The 26,404-nt window shown below is 36.7% G+C and carries 12 protein-coding genes, 2 tRNA genes and 3 rRNA genes; 9 read left to right on the plus strand and 8 right to left on the minus strand.

Going from position 1 to position 26,404, the window contains the following annotated elements; translation table 11 throughout:
* Positions 1-438: 438 nt before the first annotated feature.
* From SLW70_RS05715 to rrf, 5 genes are all read left to right on the plus strand, one after another.
* Positions 439-1,951 (plus strand): 16S ribosomal RNA (locus SLW70_RS05715).
* Positions 1,952-2,078: 127 nt separating this feature from the next.
* A tRNA-Ile gene (locus SLW70_RS05720) sits at positions 2,079-2,152 on the plus strand.
* A gap of 90 nt (positions 2,153-2,242) precedes the next feature.
* Positions 2,243-2,316, plus strand: a tRNA-Ala gene (locus tag SLW70_RS05725).
* Positions 2,317-2,503: 187 nt separating this feature from the next.
* A 23S ribosomal RNA gene (locus SLW70_RS05730) occupies positions 2,504-5,386 on the plus strand.
* A 131-nt stretch (positions 5,387-5,517) separates the two neighbouring features.
* Positions 5,518-5,627, plus strand: a 5S ribosomal RNA gene (gene rrf, locus SLW70_RS05735).
* Together the 16S, 23S and 5S rRNA genes with 2 tRNA genes alongside form the textbook arrangement of a ribosomal RNA operon.
* A gap of 114 nt (positions 5,628-5,741) precedes the next feature.
* Here rrf and SLW70_RS05740 read toward each other — a convergent pair.
* Together SLW70_RS05740 and SLW70_RS05745 are read right to left on the minus strand one after the other, a co-directional pair.
* A complete protein-coding gene (locus tag SLW70_RS05740) occupies positions 5,742-6,695 on the minus strand; it encodes a transposase (protein ID WP_320891742.1) in 954 nt (317 codons plus the stop codon).
* A gap of 13 nt (positions 6,696-6,708) precedes the next feature.
* Positions 6,709-7,071, minus strand: a complete 363-nt coding sequence (locus SLW70_RS05745) for a transposase (RefSeq protein ID WP_320888229.1) — start codon at positions 7,069-7,071, stop codon at positions 6,709-6,711.
* 555 nt (positions 7,072-7,626) lie between these two features.
* Here SLW70_RS05745 and SLW70_RS05750 point away from each other — a divergent pair.
* The 3 genes from SLW70_RS05750 (at position 7,627) to SLW70_RS05760 (ending at position 15,788) form a co-directional block, all read left to right on the plus strand.
* Positions 7,627-12,921, plus strand: a complete 5,295-nt coding sequence (locus SLW70_RS05750; protein WP_320891095.1) for an Ig-like domain-containing protein — start codon at positions 7,627-7,629, stop codon at positions 12,919-12,921.
* A 62-nt stretch (positions 12,922-12,983) separates the two neighbouring features.
* On the plus strand, positions 12,984-13,901 hold the full coding sequence (locus SLW70_RS05755; protein ID WP_320891096.1) for a type IX secretion system membrane protein PorP/SprF: 918 nt from the start codon (positions 12,984-12,986) through the stop codon (positions 13,899-13,901).
* Positions 13,902-13,949: 48 nt separating this feature from the next.
* Positions 13,950-15,788, plus strand: coding sequence for an OmpA family protein (locus SLW70_RS05760; RefSeq protein ID WP_320891097.1), 1,839 nt, complete (start codon positions 13,950-13,952; stop codon positions 15,786-15,788).
* Between the two features lie 56 nt (positions 15,789-15,844).
* On the opposite strand, the gene SLW70_RS05765 is transcribed toward SLW70_RS05760, so the two are convergent.
* The gene (locus tag SLW70_RS05765) at positions 15,845-16,426 is read right to left on the minus strand and encodes a tRNA-(ms[2]io[6]A)-hydroxylase (RefSeq protein WP_320891098.1); all 582 of its coding nucleotides are present in this window, start codon (positions 16,424-16,426) and stop codon (positions 15,845-15,847) included.
* A gap of 109 nt (positions 16,427-16,535) precedes the next feature.
* Here SLW70_RS05765 and SLW70_RS05770 point away from each other — a divergent pair, with 109 nt between their 5' ends.
* A complete protein-coding gene (locus SLW70_RS05770) occupies positions 16,536-17,780 on the plus strand; it encodes a glycosyltransferase (protein ID WP_320891099.1) in 1,245 nt (414 codons plus the stop codon).
* 61 nt (positions 17,781-17,841) lie between these two features.
* On the opposite strand, the gene SLW70_RS05775 is transcribed toward SLW70_RS05770, so the two are convergent.
* The 5 genes from SLW70_RS05775 to porU form a co-directional block, all read right to left on the minus strand.
* Entirely contained in the window at positions 17,842-19,470 is a 1,629-nt protein-coding gene (locus SLW70_RS05775; RefSeq protein WP_320891100.1) for a pyruvate dehydrogenase complex dihydrolipoamide acetyltransferase, read from the minus strand.
* Positions 19,471-19,478: 8 nt separating this feature from the next.
* Positions 19,479-20,477, minus strand: coding sequence for a pyruvate dehydrogenase (acetyl-transferring) E1 component subunit alpha (pdhA, locus tag SLW70_RS05780; protein ID WP_320891101.1), 999 nt, complete (start codon positions 20,475-20,477; stop codon positions 19,479-19,481).
* A 144-nt stretch (positions 20,478-20,621) separates the two neighbouring features.
* Positions 20,622-21,104, minus strand: a complete 483-nt coding sequence (cdd, locus tag SLW70_RS05785) for a cytidine deaminase (RefSeq protein ID WP_320891759.1) — start codon at positions 21,102-21,104, stop codon at positions 20,622-20,624.
* Positions 21,105-21,176: 72 nt separating this feature from the next.
* A complete protein-coding gene (porV, locus tag SLW70_RS05790) occupies positions 21,177-22,352 on the minus strand; it encodes a type IX secretion system outer membrane channel protein PorV (RefSeq protein ID WP_320891103.1) in 1,176 nt (391 codons plus the stop codon).
* A 38-nt stretch (positions 22,353-22,390) separates the two neighbouring features.
* Positions 22,391-26,227 carry a type IX secretion system sortase PorU gene (gene porU / locus SLW70_RS05795; protein WP_320891105.1) on the minus strand — a complete coding sequence of 1,279 codons (3,837 nt, stop codon included), beginning with the start codon at positions 26,225-26,227 and terminating at the stop codon, positions 22,391-22,393.
* Positions 26,228-26,404: the final 177 nt, after the last annotated feature.

Consider the following 26,404-nt stretch of genomic DNA (forward strand, 5'->3'; position numbering starts at 1 on the left):
ACAAGCAAGACGTTCACTGATATACTGACAAGCGATTGATGTTAAAGAGGAATAAAATCTTTGAAAATAAATATCAAAAAAAGCTTGTGAGAAAAGAATTTACGTTTTACATTTGCACCCCGCAAAAGCGTTAAGTTATTTGAAATACTGACAAGAGAAATAAGGTTTTAATCTTTGAAAAAAGAATAAAAAAAACTTTAAATTTTTCTTGTGAGATTAAAAAGAAGTTGTACTTTTGCACCCGCTTCGAGAAACACAAATATTGTGAAAACGAAGAGAAAATAAGAAGAACACGTTCCTAGGCATATTGAATTGACAGCCGTTCTTAGAAGAGATTTTAAGAACAAAAGAATAAGAGTAATAGAATCGATAGATTTGAAACGAACCACTAGAACTTCAGTCAAAAATAAATAGTCCGCCACGGCGGACGCACAATATACGATGAAGAGTTTGATCCTGGCTCAGGATGAACGCTAGCGGCAGGCCTAACACATGCAAGTCGAGGGGTATAGTTTTTCGGAACTAGAGACCGGCGCACGGGTGCGTAACGCGTATGCAATCTACCTTTCACAGAGGGATAGCCCAGAGAAATTTGGATTAATACCTCATAGTATTATAGGATGGCATCATTTTATAATTAAAGTCACAACGGTGAAAGATGAGCATGCGTCCCATTAGTTAGTTGGTAAGGTAACGGCTTACCAAGACCGCGATGGGTAGGGGTCCTGAGAGGGAGATCCCCCACACTGGTACTGAGACACGGACCAGACTCCTACGGGAGGCAGCAGTGAGGAATATTGGTCAATGGACGCAAGTCTGAACCAGCCATGCCGCGTGCAGGATGACGGTCCTATGGATTGTAAACTGCTTTTGTACAGGAAGAAACCGCTCTACGTGTAGAGCCTTGACGGTACTGTAAGAATAAGGATCGGCTAACTCCGTGCCAGCAGCCGCGGTAATACGGAGGATCCAAGCGTTATCCGGAATCATTGGGTTTAAAGGGTCCGTAGGCGGCCTTATAAGTCAGTGGTGAAATCTCCCGCTCAACGGGGAAACGGCCATTGATACTGTAGGGCTTGAATTATTAGGAAGTAACTAGAATATGTAGTGTAGCGGTGAAATGCTTAGAGATTACATGGAATACCAATTGCGAAGGCAGGTTACTACTAATATATTGACGCTGATGGACGAAAGCGTGGGTAGCGAACAGGATTAGATACCCTGGTAGTCCACGCCGTAAACGATGGATACTAGCTGTTGGGGGCAACTTCAGTGGCTAAGCGAAAGTGATAAGTATCCCACCTGGGGAGTACGAACGCAAGTTTGAAACTCAAAGGAATTGACGGGGGCCCGCACAAGCGGTGGAGCATGTGGTTTAATTCGATGATACGCGAGGAACCTTACCAAGGCTTAAATGTAGATTGACCGTTTTGGAAACAGAACTTTCGCAAGACAATTTACAAGGTGCTGCATGGTTGTCGTCAGCTCGTGCCGTGAGGTGTCAGGTTAAGTCCTATAACGAGCGCAACCCCTGTTGTTAGTTGCCAGCGAGTCAAGTCGGGAACTCTAACAAGACTGCCAGTGTAAACTGTGAGGAAGGTGGGGATGACGTCAAATCATCACGGCCCTTACGCCTTGGGCTACACACGTGCTACAATGGACGGTACAGAGAGCAGCCACTATGCAAATAGGAGCGAATCTATAAAACCGTTCTCAGTTCGGATCGGAGTCTGCAACTCGACTCCGTGAAGCTGGAATCGCTAGTAATCGGATATCAGCCATGATCCGGTGAATACGTTCCCGGGCCTTGTACACACCGCCCGTCAAGCCATGGAAGCTGGGGGTGCCTGAAGTCGGTGACCGCAAGGAGCTGCCTAGGGTAAAACTGGTAACTAGGGCTAAGTCGTAACAAGGTAGCCGTACCGGAAGGTGCGGCTGGAACACCTCCTTTCTAGAGCCTTAGTGTTAGCGTAAGCACGCTAAGGAAAAAGACGAAAAGAACTATTGGGATTAGATTTAGACATTATATTACTCTTGCTGTTAATTTAAAAAAAAAGAATAAAACTTAAGTAAAACAGAGTCTCGTAGCTCAGCTGGTTAGAGTACTACACTGATAATGTAGGGGTCGGCAGTTCGAGTCTGCCCGGGACTACTATTTAAACTTAAGAAAAGGAAATTTTAGAGGTTGGCTAACCGTCCTAAGTACTGTTAACTGAGAACTGTTAACTGTACACTAAAGAATGGGGGATTAGCTCAGCTGGCTAGAGCGCCTGCCTTGCACGCAGGAGGTCAACGGTTCGACTCCGTTATTCTCCACAATTTCAGTGGTCAGTCCACAGAAAGATAGTAATCAGTTTAACTGAATACTAAAAACTGAATACTGAACACTAGAAAAAAGTTCATTGACATATTGAGATAAGAAAAATATAAAAAGTAGAAAGCGTTTTTACTATTTATAGTAGAAAACAAACAAAAACGGTCATAATTAAATTTATGATTGGTACAATAAGCAAAATAAGGGCGTATGGGGGATGCCTAGGCTCTCAGAGGCGATGAAAGGCGTGATAAGCTGCGAAAAGTTACGGGGATCTGCACACAAGAGTTGATCCGTAAATACCTGAATGGGGCAACCCACTATGTTGAAGACATAGTACACCGATAGGTGGGCAAACCCGCTGAACTGAAACATCTAAGTAGGCGGAGGAGAAGAAAACAAAAGTGATTCCGTAAGTAGTGGCGAGCGAACGCGGATTAGCCCAAACCAGTGTTGTTACGGCAATGCTGGGGTTGTAGGACCACGACATTTCTTGCATGAAGAATTAGAATTTACTGGAAAGTAAAGCCAAAGAAGGTGATAGCCCTGTATAAGTAATGACTGTAAAGGATAGTGGTATCCTGAGTAGGGCGGGGCACGTGAAACCCTGTCTGAATTTGGCGGGACCATCCGCTAAGGCTAAATACTCCTGAGAGACCGATAGTGAACCAGTACCGTGAGGGAAAGGTGAAAAGAACCGTGAATAACGGAGTGAAATAGATCCTGAAACCATACGCTTACAAGCGGTCGGAGCCCATTCGTTGGGTGACGGCGTGCCTTTTGCATAATGAGCCTACGAGTTAACGTTGCTGGCAAGGATAAGTGGTTAAGCCACGGATCCGTAGCGAAAGCGAGTCTGAATAGGGCGCTTTAGTCAGTAGTGTTAGACGCGAAACCGTGTGATCTACCCATGGACAGGTTGAAGCTTTGTTAACCCAAAGTGGAGGACCGAACCCGTTGACGTTGAAAAGTCTTGGGATGATCTGTGGGTAGGGGTGAAAGGCCAATCAAACTCGGAAATAGCTCGTACTCCCCGAAATGCATTTAGGTGCAGCGTCGTGCATAAGTTATATAGAGGTAGAGCTACTGATTGGATGCGGGGGCTTCACCGCCTACCAATTCCTGACAAACTCCGAATGCTATATAATGTTTCACGACAGTGAGGGCTTGGGTGCTAAGGTCCAAGTCCGAGAGGGAAAGAACCCAGACCATCAGCTAAGGTCCCCAAATATATACTAAGTTGAAAGAACGCGGTTTGTCTGCTTAGACAGCTAGGATGTTGGCTTGGAAGCAGCCATTCATTTAAAGAGTGCGTAACAGCTCACTAGTCGAGCGGACGAGCATGGATAATAATCGGGCATAAGTATATTACCGAAGCTATGGATTTTGTAGTAATACAAAGTGGTAGGGGAGCATTCTAACAGGGTTGAAGGTGTGTCGTAAGGCATGCTGGACTGGTTAGAAAAGAAAATGTAGGCATAAGTAACGATAATGCGGGCGAGAAACCCGCACACCGAAAGACTAAGGTTTCCACAGCTATGCTAATCAGCTGTGGGTTAGTCGGGACCTAAGGCGAACCCGAAAGGGACAGTCGATGGACAACGGGTTAATATTCCCGTACTACTGTTAACTGTGATGGGGTGACGGAGTGATGAAAGTACCGCGAACTGACGGAATAGTTCGTTGAAGTATGTACCTATAGGCTGCGCAGGCAAATCCACGCGGCTTGGGGAATTACGATAGTACTCGGCGTCTTCGGACAAAGAGATAGTGTACCTAAGGGCTTCCAAGAAAAACCTCTAAACTTCAGGTTAATAGTACCCGTACCGCAAACCGACACAGGTAGTCGAGATGAGAATTCTAAGGTGCTCGAGAGATTCATGGCTAAGGAATTAGGCAAAATAGACCCGTAACTTCGGGAGAAGGGTCGCCAGCAGCAATGCTGGCCGCAGTGAAGAGGTCCAGGCGACTGTTTATCAAAAACACAGGGCTCTGCAAAATCGTAAGATGAAGTATAGGGCCTGACACCTGCCCGGTGCTGGAAGGTTAAGAGGAGATGTTATCTTCGGAGAAGCATTGAATTGAAGCCCCAGTAAACGGCGGCCGTAACTATAACGGTCCTAAGGTAGCGAAATTCCTTGTCGGGTAAGTTCCGACCTGCACGAATGGTGTAACGATCTGGACACTGTCTCAGCCATGAGCTCGGTGAAATTGTAGTAACGGTGAAGATGCCGTTTACCCGCAGTGGGACGAAAAGACCCTGTGCACCTTTACTATAGCTTAGTATTGACCTTGGATAAATGATGTGTAGGATAGGTTGGAGACTGTGAAGTGGCGTCGCTAGGCGTTGTGGAGTCATTGTTGAAATACAACCCTTTGTTTATCTGAGGCCTAACTCCGCGATGCGGAGGACATTGCTTGGTGGGTAGTTTGACTGGGGTGGTCGCCTCCAAAAGAGTAACGGAGGCTTCTAAAGGTTCCCTCAGTACGCTTGGTAACCGTGCGAAGAGTGCAATGGCATAAGGGAGCTTGACTGAGAGACATACAGGTCGATCAGGTACGAAAGTAGAGCATAGTGATCCGGTGGTTCCGCATGGAAGGGCCATCGCTCAAAGGATAAAAGGTACGCCGGGGATAACAGGCTGATCTCCCCCAAGAGCTCATATCGACGGGGGGGTTTGGCACCTCGATGTCGGCTCGTCACATCCTGGGGCTGGAGAAGGTCCCAAGGGTTGGGCTGTTCGCCCATTAAAGTGGCACGCGAGCTGGGTTCAGAACGTCGTGAGACAGTTCGGTCTCTATCTACTGTGGGCGCAAGAAATTTGAGTGGATCTGATTCTAGTACGAGAGGACCGAATTGGACAAACCTCTAGTGTATCTGTTGTCACGCCAGTGGCATTGCAGAGTAGCTACGTTTGGAAGGGATAAGCGCTGAAAGCATATAAGCGCGAAACCCACCACAAGATGAGATTTCTTTTAAGGATCGTGGGAGATGACCACGTTGATAGGCTATAGATGTAAAGGCAGTAATGTCATAGTCGAGTAGTACTAATAATCCGTAAGCTTATGTACACCTTTCCAGTCCGCTAAGGCGGACTGGGGAAACTTTCTAATAATACAAATACTTTTTTCTTTATCTCAGTATGTTAAGATATTGTGTAATGTTGATTAGCTCAAGCTAGTTACCCATTGCAAAACGACCTTAAGGTGGTTATTGCGGCGGGGCTCACCTCTTCCCATCCCGAACAGAGTAGTTAAGCCCGCCAGCGCAGATGGTACTGCATTTTTGTGGGAGAGTATGTCGTCGCCTTTCTTTGAAAACCCTGTTTCTTACGAAACGGGGTTTTTTGTTTTATAGCATTTTGTTTTATTTTTTAAAAAAATAAGGTAAAAAGGATCAATCCTAAAACCTGTGGAGCGACAAAAATTAAGCATAAATATTAGTTAGCCTAAAAAGGAAAAACTCAATGTTTCTAACTCCTCTAAACTGCGACCTAAAAGCTTTTATTTTGGCATTGAAGGATTCTGCCGAAGCATTAGTACTTCTGTTGTCAAAATAGTTTAATATGTTTTGATAATGATTGGTTATGGTTCGAGATATTGTGTTGAAAGACTTAAATCCTGATTGATTTACTTTTTCATGCCATTTGGCCAGTCTAGTAAAAGCAATTATTTTATCAGTTGTGTTTTCAAAGATATTGCGTAAGTCTTGTGTTAGATTGTATGCTTTATGAATATCGGGATATAAATTGAATAATAAGTCCGCACGTTCTTTTTGGTTCTGAGACCATTTTGATTTGTTTTTGTATAAAAAATAACGACTCCTAGCTAGTAGTTGTTTGAGGGTATCGCCGTTGGTTAATATTTTTGGTTCATACTTCGTTTTGCTGCTTTTAGCTTGTTCCATTGCTTCGTTTTCTTGGTCTATAGCTTTCCATCGGTGTTTAATTCTGATCTCTTGCAAAGCTTCAGTGGCAAGTTTTTGAACATGAAAGCGGTCGGTCACTTGTATTGCTTTAGGAAAACATTTTTTAGCAATTAATCCCATATTACCAGCCATGTCCAATGTTATTTCATTAACTAGGTTTCGTTGTTTAAGAGGGATTTTTTCAATAATTGCAATTACTGTTTCTGCTTTTGTTCCAGCAACCATCGCTACTATAGTGCCTTTTCTACCGTTAGCAGCTTTGTTTGTTAAAACGGTGTAAAGCTCGCCATTAGAAAGAGAGGTTTCATCAATAGATAACCGTTTTCCAATGTTTTCAGGAAAAATAAGCCATTGTTTCGCATGTGCTTTTTGATTCCAGATTTTAAAATCACTTAAGAAATCCTTGTATTGATATAGTAGGTTTTTGCCTTTGACACCATAGAAAGAGGCGATAGCATTACAATCATTAGGCTTTGAATCTATTGATTTCTTTTAAAAAAGACGCAAACTCCTGTGTTACCCGAGTTCCGTCTGCTACTAAATTCCAATCTCTAAATACAACTTGTCCAGTATCTTCGTTAAGCCATCTTCTACGAGTAATGTGTAGGTACACTTGATGTCCACGTATTGGAAAATCTTGAACAGTTATCTCATCAAAAAAACCTTTTGAACTTAATTTGTTTTGACGGTATTCTTTTGGAATCGAATTAATCTCTTTTAAGTATAAATGAAGAATTTCTTCACCTTTTTCATAAGAAGTAAGTTCAAAATAATCAACGATAATTTCTGGCAACAATAACTTGAGAAGTTCAACTAAGGAATCTTTCATTTGCATTTAATTTAAAACACAAATATCGAAATTTAATATTTCCCCACAACTTTTTGACTTGATCCGGTAAAATTTAATCCGAACAGAGTAGTTATGTCTGCCTGCGCAGATTGTATTGCATTTTGTGGGATAGTATATCGTTGCCTTTCTTTTAAGGGAAGTAGGGATAAGCCCTCGAGTCTTTGAAAACCTTGTTTTTAACGAAACAGGGTTTTTTGTTTTATAGCATTTTTGTTAAACGGAAGTATTATTAATCCTTATTATGTATTTGATGAGGATTATTTGTTTTGTCAGAACAAGTTCAAGCTGGTAGACGACAATTTCTAGTAACAATAACTTGAAAAGATCAGCAAAGGAGTCTTTTATTTGTATTTATTTTAAAACATAATTATTACATTTTAATATTTCTCTAAACATTTTGACAAGATTCTCGGTTTGTTGATTTTTTATGCTGTAATGTTATTAACATTTATTTGTTAAGTTTTTTATTGTATTTGGGTTTTATTGATGGTTTATAATGTTAAATTTATTACATTAAATAATAAACTTCATTTTATGAAAAATAAATTACTATTATTTTTACTTGTTTGTACGTTTTTTGGAAATATTTTAAATGCTAAATTTTCGAGTAATATTTTCAATTCAAAAAAATACATTAGTGATAATGTAGTTGGTTTAGTTTCTTTAGACACCGTGAAAAAGAAAGGGATAACAGCTAAAACTAATGCTATTATTCCGCCTCCTTTGACTACTGCTGGAAGTGCATGTAAAGATGCTTCTCTACCAGCTAATGCTACTGTTGATGTGTTTGTAAACGCTTCGGGTGGTAGCGGTGATTTAATTGAGTGGTTCGATAGTCAAACATCTACAACTATTTTGTATACTGGTTCTATTTATAGAGCCAAAGTAGCTAAGACAACTACTTTTTATGTTCAAACGCATTCTGGCCCTGATTTTAGTATAAGGGTTCCTGTAGTTGCTTCAGTGTATACAAATCCATCTCCTGTTGTTTTAACTGCTAATCCGTCCACGATTCCTCTTTGTGAAGGTACATCTGTTACTTTTACGGCCTCTGGCGGAGCAGATTTGTTTGAGTTTTCTGTTAATGGGGTGGTTGTCCAGCCAATGTCTACATCAAGAACCTATACCACAAGTACTTTGACAAATGGTCAAACTGTAAAAGTTCGTTCTAGATATGATGTTTCTTATGATGGTTTGATAACAGAGGCTGCATGGGGTACTGGTAATATGGAAGACAATATGCTTTCTGCATCTTTATCATCTTCGGCTATTGATGGGTATATGAACTCGATAAAAATTAGTTCTACTGAAGATAAATTAGTCTTTGGTATTTCTGGTAAATTAGGTACTGGTAGAAGTATGTTGTTGTTTTTAGATACAAAACCAGGAGGTTTTAATGTGTCTAATTTTGGTGATGATACTAGTTCTTCTGTTGTGAATGGATTTAACTATTTTAATAATAATCCAACCACACCTAGTACTTTTGATTCTTATTTCTTTGCCGATTATTGTTTGGCAATTTCCCCTAATGTTAGTAGTAGTGGTTATTTTGCAGATCTAATCGAATTAAAAACGGGTAGTTCAACTAAAATAAACCTAGGAAATACTGCTGTAAATTCTCTTCCTTCTTTATTTGGGGTAGATGCAACAAATGCTGGTGTTTCAGATTATGATAAAGGTTTTGAAATAGGCGTTTTGAAAACGCTATTAGGTTATTCAGTAGGAGATATTAAGTTCTTTGGTTTCACAGTTAGAGATGATAATGAAGCTAACTTTAGTGTTACTAATTCTTTTTTAAGTCCTGAACGAACAAATGGTTCTGATTATGGAAATGTTCCTGTAGATTATAATTTTGCAACTCCTAATCCAGTTGTTGTTTCTTCTGATGCTTTAGTACCTTGTTATAGCGAAGATAGTATGGTGATGAATATTGTTGCTCTACCAACTATTAGTGGTACAACATCTGTATGTATTGGTTCAACAACAACATTAACAGGTTCGGGTTCCCCAAATGCAACAAATCCATGGGTGTCTGCTTCTCCAAGTGTAGCTACGGTTAACAGTTCAGGGGTTGTGACAGGAGTTTCAGCTGGAACAAGTGTAATTACTTATACGAACAGTAATGGTTGTAGTATCAGTCAAACAGTAACAGTAAATCCTTTGCCAACAATTACAGGTAATCCAATTGTTTGTGCTGGTTTAACAACAACATTAACAGGTTCGGCTACACCAAATGCAACAAATCCATGGGTGTCAGCTTCTCCAAGTGTAGCTACGGTTAACAGTTCAGGGGTTGTGACAGGAGTTTCAGCTGGTACAAGTGTAATTACTTATACAAATAGTAATGGTTGTAGCACTACTGAAACAGTAACAGTAAATGCGTTACCAACAATAACAGGTACTCCAAACGTTTGTGTTGGTTTAACAACAACATTAACAGGTTCAGGTACGCCAAACGCAACTAATCCTTGGGTTTCTGCTTCTCCGTCAGTTGCAACTATAAGTAATTCTGGAGTTGTAACAGGAGTGTCAGTAGGAACGAGTTTGATAACCTATACTAATAGTGAAGGCTGTTCTATCACTCAAACATTTACAGTGAATCCTTTACCTACGATTACAGGCACTTTGACTGTATGTGTTGGTTTGACAACAACTTTAAGTGGCTCGGGTACTCCAAGCACAACTAATCCATGGGTTTCAGCTAACCCATCAGTTGCAACAATAAATAATTCTGGAGTTGTAACAGGAGTTTCAGCTGGTACAAGTGTAATAACCTATACAAATAGCAATGGATGTACAGTAAATCGAACAGTAACAGTAAATGCGTTGCCAACGATAACTGGTACTCCGTCAGAATGTATTGGGTTTACATCGGTATTGACAGGTTCAGGTACACCAAGTTCAACAAATCCTTGGGTGTCAGCGACACCGAGTGTGGCTACTGTAAATAATTCTGGAGTTGTAACAGGAGTTTCTGGTGGTACTAGTGTAATTACCTATACCAATAGTAATGGATGTTCCGTGAATCAAATTTTTACGGTGTATGCTACACCAACGATTTCTGGTAGTTCTACTGTTTGTATTGGTTTAACAACTTCGTTAACAGGTTCAGGTACTCCAAGTGCAACAAATCCTTGGACATCAGCTTCACCGAGTGTAGCTACTGTAAATAATTCCGGTGTTGTAACAGGGGTTTCTGCAGGAACAAGTATAATAAGATATACTGATAATAATGGTTGTACAATAACTCAAACAGTAACAGTAAATCCTTTGCCAACAATTACAGGTAATCCAATTGTTTGTGCTGGTTTAACAACAACATTAACAGGTTCGGCTACACCAAATGCAACAAATCCATGGGTGTCAGCTTCTCCAAGTGTAGCTACAGTTAACAGTTCAGGGGTTGTGACAGGAGTTTCAGCTGGTACGAGTGTAATTACTTACACAAATAGTAATGGTTGTAGCATTACTCAAACAGTAACAGTAAATCCGTTACCAACAATAACAGGTACACCAAACGTTTGTGTTGGTTTAACAACGACATTAACAGGTTCAGGTACACCAAACGCAACTAATCCGTGGGTATCTGCTTCGCCTAGTGTAGCTAATATTACAAATTCTGGAGTTGTAACAGGGGTGTCTGTGGGAACGAGTATTATAACCTATACTAATAGTGATGGTTGTAGTACTACTCAAACATTTACTGTAAATCCTTTACCAACTATTACAGGTAATGCAATTATTTGTGTAGGTCTAACAACTACATTGACGGGTTCTGGTACGCCAAATCCAACTAATCCATGGGTTTCAGCTAACCCATCAGTTGCAACAATAAATAATTCTGGAGTTGTAACAGGAGTTTCAGCTGGTACAAGTGTAATAACCTATACGAATAGCAATGGATGTACAGTAAATCGAACAGTAACAGTAAATGCGTTGCCAACGATTACTGGTACTCCGTCAGTATGTATTGGGTTTACATCGGCATTGATAGGTTCAGGTACACCAAGTTCAACAAATCCTTGGGTGTCAGCGACACCGAGTGTGGCTACTGTAAATAATTCAGGAGTTGTTACAGGAGTCTCTGGCGGTACGAGTGTAATTACCTATACCAATAGTAATGGATGTTCAGTGAATCAAATTTTTACGGTATATGCTACACCAACGATTTCAGGTAATAGTACTGTTTGTATTGGTTTAACAACTTCGTTAACAGGTTCAGGTACTCCAAACGCAACAAATCCTTGGACATCAGCTTCACCAAGTGTTGCTACAGTAAGTAGTTCCGGTGTTGTAACAGGGGTTTCTGCAGGAACAAGTATAATAAGATATACTGATAATAATGGTTGTACAATAACTCAAACAGTAACAGTAAATCCTTTGCCAACAATTACAGGTAATCCAATTGTTTGTGCTGGTTTAACAACAACATTAACAGGTTCGGCTACACCAAACGCAACAAATCCATGGGTGTCAGCTTCTCCAAGTGTAGCTACAGTTAACGGTTCAGGGGTTGTGACAGGAGTTTCAGCTGGTACGAGTGTAATTACTTACACAAATAGTAATGGTTGTAGCACTACTCAAACAGTAACAGTAAATGCGTTACCTACAATAACAGGAACTCCAAACGTTTGTATTGGTCTAACAACGGCATTAACAGGATCAGGTACACCTAATGCTACTAATCCATGGGTATCTGCTTCTCCGAGTGTGGCTACTGTAAATAATTCTGGAGTTGTAACAGGAGTTTCGGTTGGTACGAGTTTGATCACATATACCAATAGTAGCGGCTGTAAAATCACACAAACAGTTACTGTGAATGCTTTGCCAATAGCTACTTTATCTAGTAATGATTCTGATAATACATTTTGTTCAGGTACATCGGTTGCTTTTACGGCTAGTGGAGGTGTTAATTATAATTTTAGAGTGAATAATTCAAGTGTTCAAAATGGAGCCTCAGCTGTTTACACTACATCAACCTTAACAAATGGTCAATTTGTAGATGTGATTGTTACTAATGCTTCTGGTTGTACATCGATAAGTACGGCAATAACTAATACGGTACTTCCTTTGCCAGTTCAGCCAATTTTAAGTGTTGATGCTCAGCCAAGCTGTATTGCTTCAACTGGAAGTTTTAAGATTACTAATTATAATGCGTCTTATTCGTATACAATAAGCCCATCAACAGGAGTTGTAAGGATTGTTGATATGGTAACTGCACCTTCAGGTATTTATGTTGTTACGGCTACGTCAGGAGCTTGTTCTTCTTCAGCAACTATTACTGTTAATCCAGTTCCTCCACAAATTCAATTTGAATCCACAGGAGATTGTATAGATAAAGATTATGTTTTGACAGCTAGTCCATTCAATAATTCATATGATGCGAGTACCGTTAATTATGAGTGGAAGGATAATTTAGGAAATATAGTTGGTACTAATTCAAATGTTTTGAATGCTACCGATGTGGTGAATTCTATGTCGGGGGCGGTAAATTATCCTTTGACTTTTACATTAAAGGTTAGTTCTGATTTGACCAAGTGTTCAACAGTAAATAATGTTACAATCGAATCTGTATTTTGTAATATTCAAAAAGGTATTTCACCTGATGGTAATGGTTCAAATGATTTCTTTGATTTGAAATTTATGGATGTTAGTTATTTACAGATATTTGATAGATATGGTATTCGAGTTTATGATCAACATAATTATAAAGATCAATGGAAAGGGCAATCAAATAAAGGAGAGGAATTGCCAAGTGCTACCTATTACTATGTGATTGATTTCAATAATGGAAAATCTAGAACAGGTTGGATATATCTGATAAGATAAAAGTGAATTAAATAGATTTATGTTAATAAGTAGATGTTGACAAAATGAATAAACAAATTGGTATGAACAAAATATTATTAATTTCATTATTGGTTCTGATCAGCTATGTCGAAGGAATGGCACAGCAAACACCGCATTATACTCAGTATATGTATAATATGAATGTTATGAATCCTGCCTATGCAGGTTCAAAAGAATCAATCTCACTTGGGATGTTATATCGTAAACAGTGGGTTAATATAGAAGATGCACCAACATCTTTTACTTTTGCAGGACATGGAAAAGCTGGACGTAATGTAGGTTTAGGAGTTTCATTTATTTCTGATAAAATTGGTCCTATTGAAGAACAAAATGTCTATGGGGATTTTTCATATACACTAAAACTTAATGATACGCATCGTTTAGCTTTTGGATTAAAAGCGGGAGCTACTTTTCAAAGAGTTGGATTAAGGGATATTCAATCTACCTTGCCAGATCCCAACGAGGGAATTTTTGGTCAAGATATAAATGATGTTACTTTTAATTTTGGTTCAGGGGTGTTTTATTATGCTGAAAAATATTATTTAGGTTTTTCTATTCCTAATATGATGGCTTCAGCTCATCTTGATTACAATGGTAGGGAATATGGCTCAGATGTATTACATTATTTTTTAACAGGGGGATATGTTTTTGATTTGAATAGTAATTTAAAATTCAAGCCCTTTTTTATGTTGAAATCAGCATTTAATGTTTCTCCATCTTTAGATCTTTCTGCTAATTTTTTATATAATGAAAAAATTGAAATTGGAGCAACATATAGACTTCAAGATAGTTATGGAGCAATGGTTAATTTTGCAGTATCTCCAGAGTTACGAATAGGTTATGCTTATGATCATATTATATCTGATCTAAAAACAACAGCACCTTCATCACATGAGTTTATTATTTTGTATGATATATTTTCATCTAAAAAAGTATCTCGTTCTCCTAGGTTTTTCTAATATTTAAAATTCTAATTAATGAAAAAAAATATACTACTATTGTTATTTGTGCTTTTTATAAATATAATTTCAGCACAAAATAAAGATACAAAGGTTGCAGATAAATTATTTGACAGGTTTGAATATGTAAATGCGATTAATGAATATCTTCAATTGACTGAAAAGGGTAAGGCTGATAGTTATGTCTATAAAAGATTAGGAGACTGCTATTATAATATATACAATACGGTTGAAGCCGAGAATTGGTATGCAAAAGCATTGCAGTCAAAACAGGATGCAGAAACCTATTACCGTTACGCTCAAATTTTGAAGTCAAATTTAAAATATGCTGAATCTAATGAGCAAATGAAAATTTTTGCATCGATGAAACCAACAGATGAAAGAGCAATTGATTTTAATAAGAATCCAGATTATTTACCTAAGCTAAAGGATATTCATAAATTATTTGATATTGAAAAAATTGCTATTAATTCAACTGACAAGTCAGATTTTGGTGCTTTGTTATTTGGGGACCAATTGTATTTTGCGAGTTCAAGAAATGAAAACAATGCTGTTTATGGTTGGAAAAATGAGCCCTATTTAGATATTTATCTTTCTAGTTATAATGAGGACGGAAGTTTTGGAAGTCCTTCGCTAGTAAATGAATTAAACACAAAATATCATGAGGGTCCTGTCTCAATTTCTAAAGATGGAAATACAATTTACTTTTCAAGTGAAAGTTTTAATGATAAATTGTTTGAAAAAGATAAATTAAAAAAATTAAAGATTGGACAAGTTAATTTATTTAAAGCAACAAAAGTTAATGGAAAATGGTCAAAAGTAGAGCCTCTTCCTTTTAATAGTAGTAAGTATTCAACAAGTAATCCCTCTATAAGTAATGATGGTGAAACTCTCTATTTTTCTTCTAATATGCCTGGTTCAATAGGAGGGATTGATATTTGGAAAGTGACTATCGGTGCTGATGGAAGTTATGGTGTACCACAAAATTTAGGTGATAAGATTAATACAGTTGGAGATGAAAGTTTCCCTTTCATATCAGATGATAATATTTTATATTATGCATCTAATGGTTTGATAGGGTTTGGAGGATTTGATGTTTATTCGGTTGATTTAAATAATAATGGGATGCCATTAAATATAGGTAAACCTGTTAATTCAGAGAAAGATGATTTCGCTTTTACTTTTAATAAAGAAAAAAACATTGGGTTTTTATCTAGTAATCGTTTAGGGAATGATCATATATATAGTTCTGTCCCTGTAAAAAGCGCACAAATATTAACTGTTGTAACTAATGCTAAAACCCAGGAGCTTTTGACGGATGTTAAAGTGGTGATTTTAGATGAGTTTAATAATGTATTAGATAATAAGTTTACATCAGGAGTAGGTGAAGTTTTATACGATGTTGATACACAAAAATCATATAAACTTGAAGCATATAAAGATGGCTTTGTTTATAAAGCTATTTCTGTTGATAAAATTATGGAAGGTAAAGTGGTTGTTAATGTTGCTTTAGAACCGATTGATGTTATTGTTAAGGACGGAGAAATTGTATTGAATCCAATCTATTTTGAATTTGATAAAAACAATATTACTCGTGAAGGGGCTGCTGAATTGGATAAGTTGGTATATGTGATGCAACAAAATAAAAACTTAGTTATATCTGTTAAATCTCATACGGATTCAAGAGGTTCTGTAAAATACAATGAAAATCTATCTGAGCGTAGAGCGATTTCTACAGTGCAATATGTGATTTCAAAAGGAATTAGTACAGATAGAATTTCAGGGAAAGGATTTGGTGAATCAGAGTTAAAAATAGATTGTAAAGATTGTACCGAGGAACAGCACGCTATTAATAGACGTTCCGAATTTATTATCGTGAAAAAATAGTTTTATTATTTTTATGAAAAAGGCGAATTCTAAAATTAGAATTCGCCTTTTTTTTGTTATCCATGAACTGTTTCGCTTTTTCCATAATTGGTAATTATGGAGGTTTCGAAATCAATCCACTCTTTCCATCTTTTGTCTACATTTACATTGTCAGCATATTTTCTTGCGAAATTTAAGAAAGTAGTATAATGTCCTGCTTCGCTTATCATTAAATCACGATAAAATTTGGCTAATTCAGGGTCTTTTATGTTTTCTGATAGTACTTTGAATCTTTCACAACTTCGTGCCTCTATCATGGCAGAAAACAGTAAGCGCTCACATAGGGCGTCATTTCTGCTTCCGTCTTTTTTCATGAATTTAAAAAGTTCGTTTACATAGCTATCCTTGCGTTCGCGTCCAAAAATAAGTCCTCTTTCTTTGATAAGATCATGAACCATTTTGAAATGCTCTATTTCTTCTTGAGCAATAAGCATTAGCTCAGTAACCAATTCTTCTTTTTCTGAGTTTTGGGTAATAAGACTTATAGCGTTTGAGGCCGCTTTTTGCTCGCACCAAGCATGGTCGGTTAAAATCTCTTCGATATTTGACTCTACAATGTTGACCCATCTTGGATCTGTAGCTAGTTTTAATCCTAACATATTTTGTTTTTTGTAATTGCAAAATTACGGTTTTATTAGATAAAAATAGTTGATTAGTGAGTATTACGATATAAATAGCATTATTTTGTATTCGAATTAATTGATTTTTATGACTCAAGAAAAAAAGCTTTTAGTAATAGGTTTTGTTTGGCCAGAGCCAAATTCTTCTGCTGCCGGAACAAGAATGCTACAAATTATACAATGTTTCAAACAAGATGGGTATAAGATAGTATTTGCAAGTGCTGCCTCTGATAGTGAGCACATGGTTGCACTTGATGATTTTGTAATTGAAAAAGTAGCGATCGAATTGAATGCTTCTAGTTTTGATGTTTTTATAAAAGATTTACAGCCTTCAGTGGTCTTATTTGATCGTTTTATGACTGAAGAGCAATTTGGTTGGCGAGTAGCCGAGAATTGCCCTAAAGCTTTACGAATATTGGATACAGAAGATTTGCATTGCTTGCGATTAGCAAGACAAAAAGCATTCAAAGCGAATGTAAAGTTTACAACTGATTTGTTATTGAAAGAAGAGGTTGCTAAACGTGAAATAGCGAGTATTTTGCGTTCAGATGTATCGATTATGATTTCAAAGTACGAAATAGAATTATTGACCACTATTTTTAATATTGATTCTGGCTTATTGTTTTATATGCCTTTTCTGTTGGATACTATGAATGTAAAAGATTTAGCAAAGCTACCTTCATTTCACGATAGAAAAGATTTTGTTTTTATAGGTAACTTTTTGCATGAACCGAATTGGAATACAGTTCAGTATTTGAAAGAAACAATTTGGCCTTTAATTAGAAAGCAAAAATCTGATGCTGTATTAAATGTTTACGGGGCTTATCCTTCACAAAAAGTATTACAGTTACACAATCCTAAAGAAGGATTTTATATCAAAGGAAGAGCGGAAAATGCCCAAGAAGTGATTCAAAAAGCAAGAGTGCTTTTGGCTCCCATCCGTTTTGGGGCAGGTCTCAAAGGGAAATTGGTCGAAGCGATGCTTTATGGAACGCCTACTTTAACGAGTTCAGTTGGAGCTGAGGCTATGCGAGGTAATTTGGATTGGAATGGTTTTATTGAAGATGAAAGTCAGTCTTTTGCGAAAGCGGCAATAGCTTTATATGAGGATGAATATTTGTGGTTAAAAAGTCAGAAAAAAGGAATTGATATTGTGAATCACTGTTATTCTAAGCTTGATTATGTCACTAATTTTATGTCAACGATTAGTTTGTTGCTAGAAAATATGGAAACTCACCGTTTGCAAAATTTTATGGGTACTATGTTGATGCATCATTCGTTGCAAAGTACGAAGTATATGTCTCGATGGATTGAAGAAAAAAACAGAAAATAATGGCAATAAAAAAGCCGTTTTGAATTTATCAAAACGGCTTTTTAAGAATATTAATTGAAAATTAAGCTAGCATAGTAACTGGATTTTCGATGTATTGTTTTAATGTTTGTAAGAACTGAGCTCCAGTAGCACCGTCAATTGTTCTATGGTCACAAGCTAATGATAACATCATTGTGTTTCCTACTACAATTTGGCCGTTTTTAACCACTGGTTTCTCCACGATAGCTCCTACTGAAAGGATTGCAGAGTTAGGTTGGTTGATGATTGAATTAAATTCAGTAATACCAAACATTCCAAGGTTAGAAACAGTAAACGTACTTCCTTCCATTTCTGCAGGTCCTAGTTTTTTGTTTTTAGCTCTTCCTGCTAAATCCCTAACGTTTCCGCCAATTTGAGATAAACTCATGGTGTCTGTAAATTTCAATACAGGGACAACTAAACCGTCTTCAACAGCTACAGCAACACCAATGTTTACGTGGTGGTTGATGATAATAGCATCTTCTCTCCATTGAGAGTTGATTTTTGGGTGTTTCTTCAAAGCCATTGCACAAGCTTTGATTACCATATCATTGAATGAAACTTTTGTGTCAGGAACTGTGTTGATAATAGCTCTTGATTTCATAGCTTCGTCCATAGAAACTTCTAAAGATAAGTTATAGTGAGGAGCAGTAAATAAAGATTCAGCTAAACGTTTCGCAATGATTTTACGCATTTGTGAATTTTTAATTTCCTCGGTTACTACTTCTCCAGCAGGAACGTAAACTTGTGGAGCAGAAGTAGCTTCCCCTTTTGCTGGTGCAGCAGGAGCGGCGGCAGCAGGAGTGAAGTTTTCGATGTCGCTTTTTACAATACGTCCGTTTTCACCTGATCCTTTTACTTGTGCTAAATTTACACCTTTGTCACTTGCAATTTTTTTAGCTAATGGTGAAGCAAAAATTCTTCCTCCATTAGTAGTTGTGTTTGCTGCTGGTGTAGTTTCTTGAGCTTTTGCAGCAGTAGCTACAGGTTTTACTTCCTCTGTTTTGGTAGCAGTAGCTGCTGGTGCAGCACCTCCTACAGTAAATCCTTCTGCTATGCCAGAAATATCAGTTCCAGCAGGTCCTATGATAGCTAATAAACTATCAATTGGAGCGCTGTTACCTTCTTCGATTCCAATGTATAATAAAGTTCCTTCGTTGAAAGACTCAAATTCCATTGTTGCTTTGTCTGTTTCGATTTCAGCAAGAATGTCGCCTTCGGCTACAGTATCGCCTACTTTTTTTAACCAAGTAGCAACTGTTCCTTCCGTCATTGTATCGCTCAAACGAGGCATGGTTACTACCACTACACCTGCTGGTAAAGACGCAGGAGCTGCAGTAGCTTTAGGTGTTTCTTGTTTTGTTTCTTCAACGACTGCTGCTGGAGCTGCTTCAGTTGAAGCGCCGCCTGCAATAAGAGCTGAAATATCTTCGCCTTCGCTTCCTATTATTGCTAATAATGAATCGATAGGAGCTGTTTCTCCTTCTTGAATACCAATGTGTAAAAGAGTTCCTTCGTTGAAAGACTCAAATTCCATAGTAGCTTTGTCAGTTTCAATTTCAGCTAGGATATCTCCTTCGCTTATTTTATCACCTACTTTTTTAAGCCAAGTCGCTACCGTTCCTTCCGTCATTGTATCGCTCAAACGAGGCATTGTTATAATTGTAGCCATAATTGATTTTATAGTTTATGAGGTAAAAATGGATAATCTTCTTGTGCGTACACTACGTCGTATAATTGTTGTATTTCTGGATACGGTGAGTTTTCAGCAAAATCTACACATTCTTGAACTAAGTCTTTTACTCTTTGGTCAATAACTTCGATTTCGCTTTCTGTAGCGTATTTTTTATCTTTAATAACATCCAATATTTGTGTAATTGGATCTATTTTTTTGTATTCTTCAACTTCTTCTTTAGAACGATACAATTGAGCATCAGACATTGAGTGTCCTCTGTAACGGTATGTTTTCATTTCTAAGAAAGTTGGGCCATCTCCACGACGAGCTCTTTCGATAGCTTCTGTCATAGCTTCAGCTACTTTTACAGGATTCATTCCGTCAACTGGACCACAAGGCATTTCGTATCCTAATCCTAATTTCCAAATGTCTGTATGATTGGCAGTTCTTTCAACTGATGTCCCCATAGCATAACCATTGTTTTCAACAATAAAAACTACAGGTAATTTCCATAGCATAGCCATGTTGAAAGCTTCGTGTAAAGAACCTTGACGAGCAGCTCCATCCCCAAAATAGGTCATTGTTACTCCTCCAGTGTTGTTGTATTTGTCACCAAAAGCTAGACCAGCTCCAACAGGAATTTGTCCTCCAACGATACCGTGTCCTCCGTAAAAGCGGTGTTCTTTAGAGAAAATATGCATAGAACCTCCCATACCTTTGGAAGTACCCGTTGCTTTTCCTAAAAGTTCAGCCATTACTCTTCTTGGGTCAACACCCATTCCGATAGGTTGAACGTGGTTTCTATAAGCGGTAATCATTTTATCTTTGGTTAAGTCCATTGCGTGAAGAGCTCCAGCAAGTACTGCTTCTTGACCATTGTATAAGTGTAGAAAACCTCTAACTTTTTGTTGAATGTATAATGCCGCAAGTTTGTCCTCAAACTTTCTCCAAAGTAGCATGTCTTCATACCACTTTAAATAAACCTCTTTTGTAACTTCTTTCATCTAAATTATTCTTTTGATAAAGTTTTTATTGTGTTGTCAATTGTTAAACATATCGCAAAATAGTTTAATCGAACAAATTTGCGAATTGCAAAAATAGGACATTACAATTAAGAACTAAAATTTTAATGCTGATTTTTAGTATTATTACAAGAGGTTTTTGTTAAATAATAACGGGAGTAAGTTTTTTAGCGATGCAGATTTGTAGATTGCACCTGTTTCTCCAGTAAAATATATTTCAATTGGTTCCTCTTGTTTTATTTCGTATTCTGCAATTGCTTGCCTGCAAGCACCACAGGGTGGGATAGGTGTGGATGTTTCTTTTGTGTCAGAAGCGGCAGATATTATTATGGTTTTAATTGTTATGTCGGGGTAAAGGGAGCCTGCTTGGTAAATGGCAACACGTTCAGCACAAAGACCTGAAGGGTAAGCGGCATTTTCTTGGTTAGAACCTAGAATTATTTTTCCGTTTTCTAATAAAATTGCTGCTCCTACTTTGAACTGTGAATAGGGTGAGTACGCTTTTTCTCTTATTTTGACAGCTTCTTTTAATATGTTTTGAACTTGGATTGGTAATTCATTAATGTTTTCGTAGATGGTAAACTGGCTATTGATGTTTAATTCTTTCATATTTAAGTATATAAAAAATCCAAATTTCATTTATGTGAAATTTGGATTTTGAATTCGTTTTATCCTTTAAGATTAATACTCATCGTATTTGTCTCCGAAGTTAAGTGTTAAAGAAAAACGCAAGGTGTTTTCAAGTGGGTTTTTAACTTTTGAAGCTGAGAATAAATAAGAAACATCAATTTTAACAGTGGTGTATTTAAAACCTGCTCCAAGCGAGAAATATTTACGAGCACCTTTTACAGCGCTTTCGTTAAAATATCCTAAACGCATTGCAAATGAGTCTTGATATAGATATTCAGCACCAAGTGCGTAAGTTACTTCTTTCATCTCTTCTTTAATTCCATCAGGAGCATCTCCAAATGATTTAAAGATTCCAGATGACCATCCAATTGATCTGTAATTTTCATTTGCTATTATAGTATCCTCAGAGTCTACAATCCCATCATTGTTTAAGTCAATGCCAAATTGTGGAGTTGGTACTAATAATTTATTGAATTCTAAATTTAATGCAATTTTATTATAATCGTCAAAAATAAAATCAAAACCAGTTCCAAGTTTTAAATTTGCAGGTAAAAAGTTAGAACTTATATCGTCGTTATCGTAACTTATTTTAGGGCCTAAATTTTGAATGTTAAAACCAGCCCTCCATCTTCCGTTAAAATCGCTATAAGCCAATTCTTCGGATTGATAAAATCCGGCTACATCTATAGCAAATGAACTTGCGGCAGAAGCATCATTGTTTGCATCGGCAACTTTAAGGTTTGAACGAATGTATCTACCAGCTACAGCCATAGAGAAAGTTTCGCTTAGTTTTAATGAGTAAGATCCGTCAAGCGCTAATTCATTTGGAGAAACGTTTCTCGTAATTTCATTAGGCTCTCCAGTTTGTCTTAATTCAATTTCTCCAAAACTAAAGTAACGAAGGCTAGTCGCAAAAGCAGAACGTTCATTGATTCTATTATAGTATGTTAATTGGCCAAGAGCGATGTCGTTAGCTAAATCAGTTAGGTATGGAGTGTAACTTAGTGAAACTCCTTGTTTGTCTCTTGCAAAAGCATATTTTGCAGGATTCCATTGTTGAGAAAATGCATCTGCGGAAGTTGCAACTCCTATGTCTGCCATACCTGCGGCTCTTGCGTCTGCTGATACTAGTAAAAATGGAACACCTGTAGTGATTACCCTGTTGTCTTGAGCATAATTGAATGAAAAGGCAAATAAGCAAGTAGTTAGAAGAATTAATTTTCTCATTTTAATGTAAAAATTTATTTGACAAATATAGTATTTTATTAAAGTATCACAAGTTTTTCGATTTTTTCAGTTTTTTTATTCGTCAAACTTGATTTAACAGTTAGTTTATAAACGTATACACCTTTTCCTATTTTGTTACCAAAATCGTCTTTACCATCCCAAGTGATTTCTTTTGATAAAAAACCTTGAGTTGTGATGATTTGGTTTTTTGTCCAGACTACTTTTCCTGTTATGGTGTATATTTGAATTTGAACTTCTAAAGGTTCAAAAGGTCTATTGTGTGTAAACCAAAATTCAGTATAATTTACAAAAGGGTTTGGGTAATTCAATACATTAGTTAATGTTATTGTTTCGTCACCTACTACTAGAAATTGTATTTCTGTAGTTGTAGGATTGTTATAGACGTCCCAAGCTTTAAATGTAATTGTATGCAATCCTGGGGCGAGGTCACGCAACTGGAATCGAACAGAGCCTTTTGTGTAATCATCTAAATTAGTTTGATAATAATCGTTTAATATATATGGGTTGCTTACATCACCATCCAAAACGGCTGTAATATCGTGACCAATTCCGCTTGCTGTGTTTATTCCGTTTTCATCTTCAAGTATAGCGTATATAAAGGGAGATGAGTTTGTGATTCCACCAGAAACAAAAGATTGATCATTCATATATAACTTAACAACTGGATTAATATTGTCCGCAGGTGCATTTTCGTTTACTCCTCCAATGTTAATAGTAGAGTCGTAGCCTACTTTGTCTTCTAATTGTTGGTTTTTCTTAGCATAAAAACTAATTTTTCCTTTTCCAATTGGAATCCGGATGTCTCTAGGGACTATAAAGCTAAATTCAAATTGTCCATTTGAAATAGATGAGTTTCCTCTAAAGATAGTTTCACCTAGGGTGTTAAAGTTTATAGGGGGGCTGTTTCCGTCGTTGTTGAGTGTTTTTTTTACGATTGTTTTATCGAATATCTTAGTAAAGACCTCCCCGGAATAATTTGAAAGTAGGATGTTGTTTTCGTCGGTTATTTCTCCAGTTATTTTAATTTTGTCTAATGATTTAAAATTTTCTGTAGATTGTGAAATTGGTACGTCGTTTACTTTTGTTAATCGAATTTTAGGTTTTGGTATAGCTAGCATAAGAGCAGGGTCTCCAATGTAAAAAACAACATTTGAAGAAGAGCTTGGGCTGCTGTTCTTCGCTAATCGTAAGGCTTCTGAAATAGTTGTATATTGATCAGAATCATAGGATAAAAGATATTTGAATATGATGTCGTTAAAGTTTTCAGCTGTTGATTGGGAAATTGCTCTGATAGTGGTAAGCATAGCTATTGCTCCTCCTTTAGGGTTCCAATAAGTGTATTCACCTGCAGTAGGTCGACTTGGATTGTCAAATCTAGAAAAATCGCAAGTGATTGTAACGAATAATGGGTATTTGTATTGATTGTGTAAGTTTTGACCGTCTGATTTTTCCCAGATTCTTTCACTTGCTAAACCGTCTTCTCCTCCGTGTCCTAGGTAGTTAAATATTAGTGCTCCCTTTTCGAAAGCATTGTAAAATTCGGTTCTTGCTTTAGGGTATCTATTTCCTCCAGAGGAAGTTTCCTGTGTGTAGGAGTCTAAAAATATTTTAGTAGGGTTTAAAAAAGGTTTTTTTGAGCTAATAACATCTGTTAGGTTATTTTGGCGAGATTGTAATGTAATATCGGTTGTTCTGTCTGAATCATCGGCAATCATTACGAAATTGTTTCTCCAGTTACCATATGATTTTTCATCATGGTATTCAATTACTTTGTTTACCATTTCTTCTGCTGTTTTTGTGTCAGAAAAAATCATTCTTCCTACAGCGATGTCGATACCTCCAAATGAATTGGTTACATTTCCTTCGTTGTCGTCCATATAGCCGTAAAAGTCATCAGAGGCAAATGAAGCTTCGCCAATTGTGTGTCCTCTTAAAGCATGGTATATTGGGACGATATTTGTATTGTTTAAAACTCTGTTTTTATAGTCATAAGAGGCGTCTCCAAATAAGTTAATGTATTTTAATCTTTTATTGTTTGAAGAGCTGTTTTTGTAAATGTATTTTATGCAATTACGTATAGCTGCGATATCTTGCTTGCCTGAGGCGAACTCTTGATAAATTGATTCTAAGCTAATGACTTTTACGTTTAAACTAGAGTAAGAACGGTGAAAATTAGCAAGTTTTTCAGCTTGGTTAACTAGGAAATTAGGTGTTATTATAACGTAATCAATATCTTGAAATTGTCCCTTGTTGTCATAGAATATAGTTCCTTTAATGTTTTGGTTTGTAATTTTTGAGTTATTTTCTTTTAATGGAGTTAAGAAATCATTGTCAACTGCAATGAATTTTTTAAGTGTTCCCATGTTGGACTTAAAAGAAAAGGATTCTTGGTTGTTGTTGCTGTATTTGCTAACATTGTAGATGTCTGTAATGTCCCAAACTTGTGAAATAGTTTTTGCATTCGAGATGATGTAGTTTGCAATACCTAAATTTGAACTTGATGAATTGTTTTGGAAATGAAATTGTTTTCCAATTCCAGTTAAATTTCTTTTGGCGGTAAGTTGGATGTAATCTAAATAACCTTTAGAACCTGCAGCATTATTGTTGTTGTAGGTGAGTTTTATGTTTACGTTTTCAGTTCCACTAAAGGAGGAGCTAAGTGTGTTGAATGTGTATTTAGTATCGCTAAATGGACCTGAAATCAACGATAAATTAATCGTTCCAATGTCAGTGTTGTTAGCTGAAACTTTAAATGAAGTGGCGGTGTATGCTACGGCAGCTACAGAAACTTTTAGACTTACGGGTGTTGAGTTGTCAATATTTGGGAAGTTAAATAAGAATTCTTGAGTGTTCTTTATTTCGAAAGATTCTCCAAACCATTGTCGTCCTAAATTAGCAATATTAACTAAATCAAGTTCATGATATTGTGTATCATCAAAGTTGGTTATATTTAGTGTGGAATTACCTGTAGGTTGTGTGGTTTCGGGTATTCTTTTGCCTTCTTCTCCTTGAATATTTATGTAGTAATAGGATTTGTTGTCGTAGATATTTATTGATGTTTGGCTTTCAGTATTCCAGGTGTCTGTTCCTTCTCCGTAAAAAAGTATGTAGTCATCATTGTCGAATTTACCGTCATTTTCTCCAATAATTTGGATGGCGTTTTCTGTTAGGTCTAATGGGTAAAAGGTTTGGTTTGATAAAGGGAGCATTCTTCCTCCGTTACCAAATAATCTAATGTTTTTTGGGTTTACGTTGTTTAAGTTGATGCCAAGTTGTTGAAGAAAGTTTTTGTCTATTTTGTATACCCCTGATTTTTCAATATAAAAACGGTACCAGTCTCCGGATGCTAGTACTGAGTTTGTAATGATATTGCTGGTGGTTGTTTTGTTGGTTAGGCTGTTTTTTGAAAAAGAGTTTTGTATATTTACATTATAGGTAAAAGATGTTATTTTTTTATATCCAAAGTCGTCTTTTATAATAGGTGAAATAGATAAAAAAGATTGAATGATATCTCTTGATATTGTGTTGTTTATAGTAGCGGATACTTTGGTAGGTATGTTTTCAAGATTGAGTTCGCCAAGTTGGGAAAGACTAATGTTTTCATAACTTAAGTTCGTTATTTGTATGTTGTTTTCGTCAAATGCTACGTTTTCAGGTAGTTTTAATATATAATGGATAGATTTGTTGGTAAAATCAAATTGAAAATTATTTCCTGAAAAATTGGGTATATTAATTTTGAATTGACCGTAATCTACTTCTGTATTGTCTAGCCAATTGATGTTAATATCTCCTTTTGACTGTGAAATAACAGAAAATGTGAAGAAGAATATATATATAGTGAGTAATTTTCTCATTTTACCGTTAAATTTATTGTTGTTCTTAAATGATAATAATGGGTAAAAATAAATCATTTAATGTGAAATTAAATAATAAATAGTATATTTTTGCGTTGTTTTAGTGTATTTTGATTTATCAAAGTATAGCTGATAATTTTTTTTTATTAGTGTTGTCAGTTAATGGTTAATTATTAT

It is taken from the genome of Flavobacterium sp. NG2, assembly GCF_034119845.1.
GTDB lineage: Bacteria > Bacteroidota > Bacteroidia > Flavobacteriales > Flavobacteriaceae > Flavobacterium.